An 11,648-nucleotide genomic window follows, 5' to 3' on the forward strand; every position below is an offset into this window, starting at 1 on the left:
ACGCAATTGTCGGGAAACCGCCGGCTAGAAGCCGGGCATGACTGGCAGCTCCATACAATAGTATGAGTATATGTTCGCCGACGTGTCGGTATTATTTACAATATCCAGGCACGAGCGACCCAACCATAAATAAACCACAAAACAATCAATACGTTATATTATCGGCATGCATCTTGCTGACTATCGCTCCATTGCGGCATCCATCCCCCACGGATGCCGCGATACGGTTACAACGCGATATTGGCAAAATCGTTACGGGGATGATGACCGCGATCCGAACGCATCCCGCGTCGTCGTGGCCGGCTGACTCTTGGGTTTTCCAACGAATGCCGCATGACGGCCAAAGGGCATGCCACCTATGAAGTTGACGTTGACCATGGCGTTCGCGGCAGCCGTTCTGCTGCCGGCTTCCTTCGCCCGAGCCCAACCGGCTAACGATCCCGCCGGCATTTGGACGTTGCAGGATGAAAACGCTTCCATTCCCGGATTGAAGTCCCGGGATCACTTCTACACCAATGGCCTGCTGATGGGCTGGACCTCCCCGACCACCGCGGTTCCGGCCGTGCTCGCCGATCTCGGGAACGCCGTCTGGGGCGATGGCCTGCGACGGATCAGCTTCGACCTGTCGCAGCAGATCTATACCCCGATGGACACCCAGGCGACCGTCACCAATCCACGCGACCGGCCGTATGCGGGCCTGCTGACGGGCGATTTCTCGCTGCTCAGCGACACCGCGCGCAGCAGAAGCACGCTGACCCTCAGCCTGGGTGTCGCCGGACCCGCGGCGGGCGCGGGCGATATGCAAAATGGTTTCCACGACCTGATCGGCCGGCCCGAGGTCAAGGACTGGCAAGCCCAGATACCCAACACGCCCGTCGTCGAGTTGCTGCACGACCGGACATGGCGTCTGCCGGCGGCCCATGTCGCCGGGCTGGATACCGATGTGCTGCCGTCCCTGACGGTCGGGGCGGGCGACCTGCGCGACTACGTCCAGGCCGGGACAACGATCCGGATCGGCCAGGGCCTCGATTCCGACTTCGGCATCCCGCGCCCGCGGCCGGGCCTGAGTGGAGGGAACGCCTACACGCCGACGCGTCCCCTGGCATGGTACGTCTTTGCCGGAGTGGACGCACAGGCCGTGGGCTACGATCTGCTGCTGCAGGCGGCACCGTTTCGGTCCGGTCCGCATGTCGCGCCGATCTGGGACGTGGGGGAGATGCAGGCCGGCTTCGCCGTCATGGCGGCGGGCATACGCCTGACCGTCGCCTATGTCGCGCAGACGGCGGAGTTTCATGGCCAGTGCGGCGGCATCCATCAGTTCGTGACGGCCGCCGTGTCGATCCGATTCTGACAGGCCGGGACCCGATGTTCGGCAAACCGATGCCGGACGGATGGGCTAACTTAGCTTCTGAAAGCGATATGTAACTATTTCGGGCGCCTACTCAGGCGGTCTTATTAACCCCGTGCGACCAACCGCCGGCGCGGGCTGATCAACACACGAGAAAAGGAATTGTCGTAATGCAACAGATCCGCCGTACACTGAGTAATTTGCGCACCGATGTCCGCGGCGTCACCGCGCTTGAATACGCAATGATCGCCAGCCTTATCGCCGTCGCTTGCGTCACCATCGTCACCAGCCTGGGCGGCAGCATCAGCGGCGTGTTCAGCACCGTCAGCAGCGCGCTGTAATAATCAGCGCCCTAATCCGGGACGGCGTGTTTCTTCGTCCCCATGCCGTCCGGACGACGATGCACGCGGTTCTCTCCGGATCGCGTGCATCGTCCGCCTGCGTGAACGCCCCGCTCACCGTCAGGTGACCGCACACGATCCCCGGGACATCCGTGTGCGATTGTGCATCGCCGGCCATCCCGGCGCGCCGAGGTACGCTTTTCGCCGCTCATGACACCGCGAACGTGACGACCGGTTCGCAGGTCACGGCGAAGTTCACCGAATTGGCAATGAAACAGTGCTCGTGCGCATCATGGTGCAGCCGGGTCGCGGCCGCTATGTCGCCGCCGGCCTGGATGGCGATCCTTGGGCGCAGAACGGCGCTCACGAACCGTCCCGCTCCATTCGGTTCTTCGACCATGGTGGCCTCGGCCTCGTCCCGGTAGCTGACGACCGATATGCCGGCCCCGGCGCACAGGCCCAGATACCACAACTTGTGGCAGGCCGAGAGCGAGGCAAGCAACAGATCCTCCGGGTTCCACCGTGCCGCGTCGCCGCGGAAGGCGGGATCGGAGGAACCGGCGATCGGCGGTTTCGCGCCCGCGGCGATGGTGTGGTCGCGGCTGTAACCGGCATGGTTGGGTGTGCCGAGGCCGCGGTTGCCGGTCCACTCGACGGTGACGCGATAGCTGTGCCGCTTGCCGGCCATTGCTCGCACCCTCCTTCATGCCCCAGGCGTCACCACCCGATAACATACCACGGCGTCACCGCCCGATAACATACCGCAGGCGTCACCGCCCGATATCGACCCACGTTCCCCCACAAAGCCGCCGAACCGGATAGCTCCGGAATCAGCCCCCAAGGATCGTCCCGACCTCCAATCCCGCCTCAGCCGCCGCGATCTTCTTGCCGCCGTCCCAGCGGATCCGGTGGACCTCGATGAAGCCACCCTGACCGTGGATGACCAGGCTGGCCCCGGACTGCGCAACGACCTGCCCGAGCTTCTTGCCTTTGACCTCGGAGAAGGTGCGGGCGATGCGCTTGGTGCATTCGAACAGGAACAGCTTCTTGCCGTCATGCGTCGTCCAGGCGCCGGGGGAAGGGTTGCAGCCGCGGATCAGGTTGAATGTCTGGTCCACGTGGGACGCCCAGTTGATGCGCGACTCGGCCTCGCGGATGATCCCCTCATAGCCCGCCGCCGGCTCGTATTGCGCGATCGCCGGCGCCTTGCCGGCCACCACCAGATCGGCAACCTCGATCAGCCCGGCCACGCCCATCGGGAAGATTTTTCCGAAGTACAGCGATCCCATCGTGTCTTCCGGCTCGATCGGCACCGCCCGCGTCAGGATGACCGGGCCCTCGTCCAGCCCGTCGGTCGGGCGGAAGATGCTGAAGCCGGTCTCCGAACGGCCGAGGATGATCGACCAGCTCATGGATGACGCACCCCGATGCAGCGGCAACAGGCTAGGATGGAACTGGATGGTGCCGAATTTGGGGATGTTGCAGAAATCCTGCGGTGCGAACTGGGTGACATAGGCCATCACGCCCACATCGGCCTTCGCCGCCCGCAGCGCCTCCTGTGCCTCGGGATCGGTCAGCTTGGGAAACTGAAAGGTCGGCACGCCCGCCGCCTCACCGGCCAGCCGCAGCGGGTCGGGGCGGCCTTTTTCGGGGGCACAGAACACCGCCGCGACCTCATCGCCACGGGCCAGGAACGCTTCCAGTGTGGCCTTGCCGAAATCCTGCTGGCCGATGATCGCGACGCGCATGCGGGGTCCTCCGTTTCTTGTCCCGCGATCATGCGGCGACGGCGGGTGGACTGTCGAGAGACCGGTCCCGGGCCGATTTCATGACGAGATGCAGCCAAGCGGCGCCCGGCCCCTTCAGGGTCGTCGTTCGGCCTGCCCGTGCCGGGCACGGTGGCCCATGCCTTGACATAAATATCTGATCTGAAACGGAAACAACGGAAATTCAACGAGAATACGAATCGCGCTCCGGTGCCAAATTCATGCGTCGATGATAAAACCTTTTCTCGGCGATCTCTGCGCCCCGCTCTGCGCGCTCTGCGTCGAAATCCCAAGCCAAAAACAGAAACCGCCCCATCCGCTCAACCGCCCCGATTCAAAGCGGCAGCCCGACGATCCGCCGCCCCTCACGTTGGAACCCCAGCACCGAATTCTTTGAGATCACTGTTCGAACCAACCCCGCCCTCCACTCTTGGCAGCGGCGAAAGCCTCGGGCTACACGGTCCCGAACGCAGGAGACCGCCGCATGACAGCCGAAGACACCGTCGTCACCAGCCGCGACGGACGGATAGGACGCATCCTGCTCAATCGCCCCAAGGCGTTGAACGCGCTCGATCTCCAGATGATCCGGGCGTGCGCCACCATCCTGGAGACGTGGCGGGAAGACCCGCATGTCGACGCCGTGGTGATCCAGGGCGCCGGCGATCGCGCCTTCTGCGCCGGCGGCGACATACGCGCCCTGCGTGACGGTCAGTTGTCGGGCGACCGACCCTCGGTGGACCAGTTCTTCCGCGAGGAATATGCGCTGAACCTCACCATCGCCACCTACCCCAAACCCTACATCGCGCTGATCGACGGCATCTGCATGGGCGGCGGCATCGGGCTGTCAGTCCACGCGCCGTATCGGGTGGCCACCGAACACGCGGGCTTCGCGATGCCGGAGACCGCCATCGGCTTCTTCCCCGATATCGGGGCGACGTTCCTGCTGCCCCGGCTGCCCGGCCAGCTTGGCACCTATCTCGGCCTGACCGGCCTGCGAGTGACCGGCGCCGACGCCGTGCATGCCGGATTGGCCACTCATTTCACCCCGCGCACCCATCTCGCCGACCTGTCCGCCGCGCTCGCCAGGGATGGTGCCGCCGCGCTGGCGACCTATAACCAGACACTGCCGGCGTTCTCCCTGGCCGCCCACCGCGCCGCCATCGATCATTGTTTCTCCGCCGCCACGGTTTCCGACATCGTTACGAGGCTGGAGGCCACGGGCGCCGAGTGGGCGGATGCCGCCCTTAAGGCGCTGCGCCACGTCTCCCCGTCGGCGTTGCACTTCACGCTGCGGGCGCTGCGCCGCGGCCGCGACCTGACGCTGAAGCAGGCACTGGACGCCGAGTTCGCGCTGACCCGCACCACGATGGCCTACCCCGACTTCGCCGAGGGTGTGCGCGCGATGGTTGTGGACAAGGACCGCAAACCGGCATGGCGCCCGGCGACGATCCAGGCGGTCGACCCGGCCACGATCGACGCCCTGTTCGCCGACTGAATCACCGCTGTTGTGCGCGGCGCGCAACCTCTGTTTGATGGCCACGGCTATTCCCTGACCGCGATCAGGCCGGATCCCGCGATCGAACGTAGGAAGTCACGCCGATGCCCGCCTTCGTCTGTACCACCTGCGGTTGCCAGTACCCCAATACCGATGCGCCGCCCGCCTTCTGCCTGATCTGCCGGGACGATCGCCAATATGTGAACCCCGCCGGCCAGTCCTGGACCACCCTGCCGGCGATGCGGAAAACCTATTTCAACGCGTTCCGCCGGCTGGAGCCCGGCCTGATGGGGATCGGCACTTTCCCCGCTTTCGCCATCGGCCAGCGCGCCCTGATGCTACGGACGCCCGTCGGCAACATCCTGTGGGACTGCGTCAGCTTCCTCGACGACACCACGATCACCATCATCAAGGCGCTGGGCGGGCTGGCGGGTATCGCCTGCTCCCACCCGCACTTCCTCGCCACCGTGGTGGAATGGAGCCACGCGTTTGAAAGTGTGCCGGTCTATCTGCACGCGATGGACCGCAAGTTCGTGACCCGGCTGGACCCGGTGGTGACGTTCTGGGAGGGCGACCGGATGGAACTGACCGAGGGCATCAATCTGGTTCGCTGCGGCGGCCATTTTCCCGGCAGCACCGTGCTGCACTGGTCGCAGGGGGCCGAGGGACAGGGCGTGCTGCTGACGGGCGACACGCTGCAGGTGCGGCCCGACAAGGGGCTGACCTTCATGCACAGCTATCCGAACCTGATTCCGCTCGATCCCGCGACGGTGCAGCGGATCGCCGATGCCTTGGCGGAATGGCCGTTCGAAACGATCTACGGCGGCTGGTGGGAACGGGTGATCCCATCCGGGGCGAAGCAGGTCATGGCGAACTCGGTCGAGCAGTACATCGCCGCGGTGACCGGTTCCGCCGAAAGTTTCTGACCCCGCTGCAAAAGCCAGGATCGGGTGCTCGCCAAGGGCCGCCCGACTCCACCCAGGTCCGCGCATCGCTGCTCGTTTCGGTCCCGGCGGCGGCCAGCGCGGCAACAAAAAAGCCGGCGGCCGCAACGAAAGCATTTCGTCGCAACCACCAGCCCAATTGTCAGTCGCTCGGCCCTAAGAGCATGATCGCGCTGGGCGGAACGTCCAGAGCGCGTGAATCATGCGATCAAACAAAGCGCTAGAGCGTTTTCTTCCTGCACAGTCAGGGTGAAAACGCTCTAAGCCCGAACCGTTGGTAAACTCCGGATCAGCGGACCCCGGATCAGCGAACCGACGTGATCGCGTTGCGGTTCTGCGCCCAAGCCTGCTCATCGGAGCCCTGCGCGGTCGGACGGTCCTTGCCGTAGCTGATCGTGGTCAGGCGCGCGCCGGCAACACCCTTCGCCCGCAGATACGACGCGGCGGCGCTGGCGCGGCGCTGGCCGAGCGCGAGGTTGTATTCTTCCGTGCCGCGCTCATCGCAGTTGCCAGCGATCTGCACGTTCACGCTGCCGTACTTGGAGAGCCAGGCGGCCTGCTTGTCCAGCGTGCCCTTCGCGTCGGCACGCAGGCCGGACTGATTGAACTCATAGAAAACGCGATCACCGACGTTGGCGACCAGGTCTTCCTCGCTGCCGGGCACGATGCCAGCAGCCGTGCTGCCGCCACCAGTGGCCGCGGGCTGGGTAGCCGGGTGGGAGCACGCCGCCAACAGGGCGACGGCAGCCAAAGCGCCGAGGATTTTGATGCTCATCTTTTGTTCGTCCCTGGATGGGGTGCAATCGAATGCACGAGCACAGCCCGCACAGGGGAAACGGTAATCCGTTCCGCCCAGTGAGCGATTAACGTGTCTGGAGGATAGTGGTCAAGTTCCCGGAATCACAATACCGGCACATGCCAGCCATGTAGCCCCATCAACACAGTGTGGTAGCGTTTTTGTCACAGTTCGTGATCCATTTTTTGCGGCAAACCAGCCCCCCAACCGGCCTGGAACAACGAATTCGCCAAAAATCCGGCGGGGACGCACGGCCGCTAAAACCGACGTTTTTGGCGGCCCGGATCATGCCTGGCCGTGCCGGCGAACGCTCTCGCGGCCCGGTGCGTCCGGTGGCTACGTCCCCAGCGGCGACCACGCCGGATCGGACGCATCGGTGGGGGTCGTCACCGGCCGTTCGTTGAAGCCGGTAATATCGACTGATACCAGTCGTGACGAAAATCCCCGCCCGCGCGCATCCTGGGAACGGCTTTCGCGCCAGAACATCAGCACGCGGCCGTTCGGCGCGAAGGTCGGGCCCTCGACATCCCAACCCTCGGACAGGATGCGCTCACCCGACCCATCCGGATGCATCACGCCGATGGCGAAGTTGGACGTATCGCCGGCATAGCGGGTGAAAGCGATCACATCGCCCCGCGGCGACCACACCGGCGTGGCATAATGGCCGTTGCCGAAGCTGATCCGCTTCGCCCCGCCGCCGCCCGCGCCCATGATATAGATCTGCTGGTCGCCGCCGCGATCCGACGCGAAGACGATCTGCGACCCGTCGGGGCTGTAGCACGGGCTGACATCGATCGATCCGGACTGCGTCAGCCGGTGTGGCACCCGGCTGCCCAACGCCACCGAAACGATGTCCGATCCGCCGCCATCCGAGACCGCCATGATCAGGCTGCCGCCGTCGGGCGAGAACCGCGGTGCGAAGGTCATGCCGGCGAAATCGCCCAGCACGCTCTGCCGGCCGGACGACAGGTCGAACAGATAGACCCGCGGCCGGTTGTTGGCATAGCTCATGAACGCGATCTCATCGCGGGTCGGGTGGAACCGCGGCGTCAGCACCAGCCACGACCCGTCGGTCAGCAACCGGTTGTTCTCGCTGTCCTGGTCCATGATCGCCAGCCGCTTGGTGCGCCGGTCGCGCGGGCCGGTGGCCGAGATGTAGACGATCCGCGTGTCGAAGTAGCCTTTCTCGCCCAGCAGCCGTTCGTAGATCACATCGGCCATGATGTGGGCGATGCGGCGCCAGTTGCTCTGCGACGTGGTGTAGGCGGTGCCCTGGATCTGGGTCTGCGGCAGGATGTCCCACAGACGGAACTCCACCCGGACCTGGCCGCCGCCGGCTTCCTGCACGCTGCCGGTCACCAGGGCCTTGGCGCCGGTCACTTTCCAGTTCTGGAAATTCGGCGCGGCGGCGGTGGGCGCGCCGGCCTGGATGAACGCGGCCTTGTTGATCAACTGGAACAGGCCGCTGCCCGCCAGGTCGGCGCTGATCACGCCGGCGATCTGCTGGCCCAACTGGCTGCCGCCGAGGTCGGGGATCGCAATCGGAATCGGCGCTGTACGTGCGTTGGTAACGGGGATCACGGCGGACTCGCCACCACCGCCGGCGGCAAGCGCGGCAGCGGGTGGTGCGACCGCCTGGGCGAGCACGGGAACAGGCGCAGCGGCCAGCAGGCCCGCTGTGCCAGCGATCAGGCCGCGGCGGCCGAGGGACGGATTCGGAATATGGATCATGCCGTTGTCTTCCTCTAGTTGCGGTGCGCGTGCAACGCGGACCCTCGCTCCATCGCGGTGTTGTGTCGGACGGGTGGCGTCACGGGGTGAACTGGAAGGTCAGCGTATTGATCTTGCCCAACATCTTGCCGGGCAGCGGTAAATTGGCGCAGTGCGGGTCGCGGACCGCCCGGATTGCGCGTTCGGCAAAGGCCCTGAAGCGCGGGTCGCTCATGCGGCCGACGTCGCTGCCGGAGACCACCACGATCCGCGCCTCACCGGTCGCGTCCGTGGTCACCGTCAAGGTCACCCGCTGTTTGTCGATATCCAGCGCGCCCGCGTCCTTGGTCCAGCATTCGTGCACATGGGCGCCGATCTCACCGATCTGTGCGGCGCTCAGGGACGCGGTGTCGTTACCAAGGGGATTGCCGCCGCTGTTCGGCGCGCCGCCGGATTTGGGGTTGGCACGCGCCTTCGGCGGCTGTGTCTGCGCCTGCATCTGTCGCAGCTTTTCCATCGTGTTCTCAAGCGCCTGACTGTCCGGCGCCGGATTCTTGGTCACGTTCGGCTGTGACGTCGTGCTGGGCGGCGCCGGTGGTGGCGGGACCGGCGGCGGCGGCAACGGCAGCGGCGGTTGCGGTGTCTCCGGCGTCGGCGGCGCAGGGGGTGTCGGCGGCGCCGGCGGCGGCGGGATCACGTCCGGGGACGGGGTCGGCTCCGGCGGCGGGATCGGCTTCGGCGGCGTCGGTGAGGGCGGCGTCGGTTCCACATGGGTCTGCGGCGGGGGTGGAGGCGGCGGCGGCGGGGGTGGCGGCGCTTCGTCCGGCGTTGGCTTCGGCGGTGTCGTCACCGGTGGCGCCGGCGGCGCAACGTTCTTCGCCGGGGCCGGAGTCGGCGATGGTGTCGGGGCTTTCAACGACGTCTTCGCGGTGCTCTGGAACACCATCGCGACGGTGGTGTCCGGCGGCGGCTCTTCCTTCGGGGCGAACCACGGCAGGCCGATCACCAGGATCAGCAGCACGATCAGGTGCAGCACGGCCGAGGTGATCAGGCTGGCGCGCAGGCGTGGGCTCATGCCTGTCTCTCGCTGGCCGATCGTCCTGCCGCGGAAAAGTTGCTGCAGCACGCGTCGATCACCCTAGTTGCGTGGACTGGGGGCAGCAGGCTTCGCGGACGTCGCCGGCGCCTGGGTTGCGCCGGTTTGTGGCGCGGCGGTCTGCTCCGCCAGCAGCGCCACCTTGGTGAAGCCGCCGTTGGTGATTGTGGCCATCACTTCCATGATGCGGCCGTACGCCAGGTCCTTGTCGCCGCGCACGAAGATGCGGCGGTCCGGGTTGCTCTGGGCGATCGCCTGCAGCTTGGCGACGATGTCGGTGATGTCGATCGCCTGGTCCTGCAGGAAGATCGAGCCGTCCGCCTTGATCGACACGGTCAGCGGCGTGCTGTCGCTGTTCAGCGGCTGCGCATCGGTCTTCGGCAGGTCGACCGACACGCCCGACGTCATCAGCGGCGCGGTGACCATGAAGATGATCAGCAGCACCAGCATAACGTCGACCATCGGGGTGACGTTGATTTCCGCCAGCGGCCGGTAGCGCGTTCGGCGGCTGCCACGGCCGCCGGTATTCATGGTGAACGCCATGGCTCAGGGTTGCTCCGCACTCTGTTTCACAGGCACCGCCGTAAGGGGCTGCTTGCGTGCAATCGCATCGGTTTCCGGCGAACCAACCTCCGGCGCGCGGTCATGTCCCACCGTCATGCCGACGAAGGTCGGCATCCACGCCTTTGCCGGCGGCACAGGGCAAAGGCGTGGGTGGCGGGCCTGCGCCCGCCACAACGGCGTGGACGTCGGCCGCACCGCGCTTCGGGCGGTTAGGCCCGGACGACCCTCAAACTGGCTCACGCGGCCCGTTCCTCGCTTTGGCGCGACAGGATCGCACTGAATTCGCTGCCGAAATTGTCCAGGCGGCCGGAAAACCGAGCCAGGCTGTTGCTGATCTGGTTGTAGGCCAGCACCGCCGGAATGGCCGCCACCAGGCCGATGGCGGTGGCGAACAGCGCCTCGGCGATGCCCGGCGCGACGACCGCGAGGTTGGTGTTGTGCATGGCGGCGATGGCCGAGAACGAGTGCATGATGCCCCAGACCGTGCCGAACAAGCCGATGAACGGGGCGGTGGCGCCGACGCTGGCCAGGAAGATCATCCACCGTTCCATCCGGTCCATCTCCCGCTGCACCGTCACATTGATCGCTCGGTCGATTCGTTCCCGAACACTTGTATGTGAGATATCGGCCCCAGCGACGCGCACCGATCGGCGCCATTCCCCCATCGCCGCGGCGAACACGGATGCCATCGGGTTGTTGGGATTGGTGCCCTCGCGGTCGAACAGTTCGTCCAGGCTGCCGCCGGACCAGAACCGGTCCTCGAACCCGTCGGCGTCGCGGTTGACTTTGCGGAGCGTGGTCCATTTCTCGAACACCACGGCCCACACCCACACGCTGGCACCCAGCAGGCCAAGCATGACGAGTTTGACGACGATGTCGGCTTGCATGAACAAGCCCCACAGCGACAGATCGCCGCCGGCCGCTCCCAGGTTCACCGCATCCACTGCCCGATCCACTGCCTAATCCCCTCTATGGGTGTCTGTACCCAGGTCACGACGCATTGCGGCCAGCACCTCTCGCCACCGGGGCGGGATGCGGGCCGGCTTGTTTCCTCCAATTCGGACGCAGGCGAGCTTGATGCGCACGGTGGCGCAGACCCCGCGGGGACCGTTGACCGTCTGGCGCAGCAGGACGGTCGCGCCGCCCACATCGCTTGTTTCCGTCTCGACCACCAGCGTGTCGTCGAGAATCGCGGGCCGCACATAGTCTATTTCCGCCCGATTCACCATGAACATCAGGTTGAATTGTTCCACCAGCTCCGCATGCGGGATTCCCGCGTCACGCAAGGCTTCGGTGCGGGCGCGTTCGGCGTACCGCAGGTAGTTGGCATGATAGACAACGCCCCCAGCATCCGTGTCCTCATAATAGACACGCAGGGAATACCGGTGGCTGGATTGCGGATTAGCAATCATTTAGGCGACGCAGTCTTGGCGTTTTTCCCGTCATGGCCCGGCATCCCCCTCCCGTCATGGACAGGTGCCCCCTTCCCGTCATGGCCGGGCGTCCCTCTCCCGTCATGGCCGGCGTCCCTCTCCCGTCATGGCCCGGCGTAGTCCGGGCCATCCGACCCCAACAGCGCGGGGACGGA

12 protein-coding genes are annotated in these 11,648 nt (G+C 65.7%); 4 read left to right on the forward strand and 8 right to left on the reverse strand.

The window, feature by feature from the left end:
* The first annotated feature begins 358 nt into the window (after positions 1-358).
* Positions 359-1,351 carry a lipid A deacylase LpxR family protein gene (locus GSQ89_RS16065; protein ID WP_158926895.1) on the forward strand — a complete coding sequence of 331 codons (993 nt, stop codon included), beginning with the start codon at positions 359-361 and terminating at the stop codon, positions 1,349-1,351.
* Positions 1,352-1,518: 167 nt separating this feature from the next.
* Complete coding sequence (locus GSQ89_RS16070; RefSeq protein ID WP_158926897.1) at positions 1,519-1,689, forward strand: Flp family type IVb pilin; 171 nt, start codon at positions 1,519-1,521, stop codon at positions 1,687-1,689.
* Between the two features lie 208 nt (positions 1,690-1,897).
* On the opposite strand, the gene GSQ89_RS16075 is transcribed toward GSQ89_RS16070, so the two are convergent.
* The gene (locus GSQ89_RS16075; RefSeq protein ID WP_158926899.1) at positions 1,898-2,377 is read right to left on the reverse strand and encodes an OsmC family protein; all 480 of its coding nucleotides are present in this window, start codon (positions 2,375-2,377) and stop codon (positions 1,898-1,900) included.
* A gap of 142 nt (positions 2,378-2,519) precedes the next feature.
* Complete coding sequence (locus GSQ89_RS16080; RefSeq protein WP_158926901.1) at positions 2,520-3,437, reverse strand: methionyl-tRNA formyltransferase; 918 nt, start codon at positions 3,435-3,437, stop codon at positions 2,520-2,522.
* Positions 3,438-3,939: 502 nt separating this feature from the next.
* Here GSQ89_RS16080 and GSQ89_RS16085 point away from each other — a divergent pair.
* Both GSQ89_RS16085 and GSQ89_RS16090 read left to right on the forward strand, forming a co-directional pair.
* Positions 3,940-4,950, forward strand: a complete 1,011-nt coding sequence (locus GSQ89_RS16085; protein ID WP_158926903.1) for an enoyl-CoA hydratase/isomerase family protein — start codon at positions 3,940-3,942, stop codon at positions 4,948-4,950.
* 104 nt (positions 4,951-5,054) lie between these two features.
* Positions 5,055-5,876 (forward strand): MBL fold metallo-hydrolase, encoded by an 822-nt coding sequence (locus GSQ89_RS16090; protein WP_158926905.1) that lies wholly within the window; start codon positions 5,055-5,057, stop codon positions 5,874-5,876.
* A 322-nt stretch (positions 5,877-6,198) separates the two neighbouring features.
* Here the strand turns inward: GSQ89_RS16090 and pal are convergent, their stop codons facing one another.
* The 6 genes from pal to ybgC all read right to left on the reverse strand — a co-directional run bounded on the left by pal (position 6,199) and on the right by ybgC (position 11,472).
* Positions 6,199-6,669, reverse strand: coding sequence for a peptidoglycan-associated lipoprotein Pal (gene pal / locus GSQ89_RS16095; RefSeq protein ID WP_158926907.1), 471 nt, complete (start codon positions 6,667-6,669; stop codon positions 6,199-6,201).
* 357 nt (positions 6,670-7,026) lie between these two features.
* Positions 7,027-8,421 carry a Tol-Pal system beta propeller repeat protein TolB gene (gene tolB, locus GSQ89_RS16100; protein ID WP_158926909.1) on the reverse strand — a complete coding sequence of 465 codons (1,395 nt, stop codon included), beginning with the start codon at positions 8,419-8,421 and terminating at the stop codon, positions 7,027-7,029.
* Between the two features lie 79 nt (positions 8,422-8,500).
* Positions 8,501-9,475, reverse strand: a complete 975-nt coding sequence (locus tag GSQ89_RS16105) for a hypothetical protein (protein ID WP_158926911.1) — start codon at positions 9,473-9,475, stop codon at positions 8,501-8,503.
* A 63-nt stretch (positions 9,476-9,538) separates the two neighbouring features.
* Positions 9,539-10,039, reverse strand: coding sequence for a protein TolR (gene tolR / locus GSQ89_RS16110; RefSeq protein ID WP_158926913.1), 501 nt, complete (start codon positions 10,037-10,039; stop codon positions 9,539-9,541).
* A 257-nt stretch (positions 10,040-10,296) separates the two neighbouring features.
* Positions 10,297-11,016, reverse strand: a complete 720-nt coding sequence (gene tolQ, locus GSQ89_RS16115; protein ID WP_158926915.1) for a protein TolQ — start codon at positions 11,014-11,016, stop codon at positions 10,297-10,299.
* Between the two features lie 3 nt (positions 11,017-11,019).
* On the reverse strand, positions 11,020-11,472 hold the full coding sequence (gene ybgC, locus GSQ89_RS16120) for a tol-pal system-associated acyl-CoA thioesterase (RefSeq protein ID WP_158926917.1): 453 nt from the start codon (positions 11,470-11,472) through the stop codon (positions 11,020-11,022).
* Positions 11,473-11,648: the final 176 nt, after the last annotated feature.

The sequence above is a fragment of the Acidisphaera sp. S103 genome (genome assembly GCF_009765975.1).
Lineage (GTDB): Bacteria > Pseudomonadota > Alphaproteobacteria > Acetobacterales > Acetobacteraceae > Rhodopila.

What these genes read in the sequence shown, in the direction of transcription:
- GSQ89_RS16065 (WP_158926895.1), top strand. Translation starts at nt 359, where the DNA reads ATGAAGTTGACGTTGACCATGGCGTTCGCGGCAGCCGTTCTGCTGCCG.
- GSQ89_RS16070 (WP_158926897.1), top strand. Translation starts at nt 1,519, where the DNA reads ATGCAACAGATCCGCCGTACACTGAGTAATTTGCGCACCGATGTCCGC.
- GSQ89_RS16075 (WP_158926899.1), bottom strand. Translation starts at nt 2,377, where the DNA reads ATGGCCGGCAAGCGGCACAGCTATCGCGTCACCGTCGAGTGGACCGGC.
- GSQ89_RS16080 (WP_158926901.1), bottom strand. Translation starts at nt 3,437, where the DNA reads ATGCGCGTCGCGATCATCGGCCAGCAGGATTTCGGCAAGGCCACACTG.
- GSQ89_RS16085 (WP_158926903.1), top strand. Translation starts at nt 3,940, where the DNA reads ATGACAGCCGAAGACACCGTCGTCACCAGCCGCGACGGACGGATAGGA.
- GSQ89_RS16090 (WP_158926905.1), top strand. Translation starts at nt 5,055, where the DNA reads ATGCCCGCCTTCGTCTGTACCACCTGCGGTTGCCAGTACCCCAATACC.
- pal (WP_158926907.1), bottom strand. Translation starts at nt 6,669, where the DNA reads ATGAGCATCAAAATCCTCGGCGCTTTGGCTGCCGTCGCCCTGTTGGCG.
- tolB (WP_158926909.1), bottom strand. Translation starts at nt 8,421, where the DNA reads ATGATCCATATTCCGAATCCGTCCCTCGGCCGCCGCGGCCTGATCGCT.
- GSQ89_RS16105 (WP_158926911.1), bottom strand. Translation starts at nt 9,475, where the DNA reads ATGAGCCCACGCCTGCGCGCCAGCCTGATCACCTCGGCCGTGCTGCAC.
- tolR (WP_158926913.1), bottom strand. Translation starts at nt 10,039, where the DNA reads ATGGCGTTCACCATGAATACCGGCGGCCGTGGCAGCCGCCGAACGCGC.
- ybgC (WP_158926917.1), bottom strand. Translation starts at nt 11,472, where the DNA reads ATGATTGCTAATCCGCAATCCAGCCACCGGTATTCCCTGCGTGTCTAT.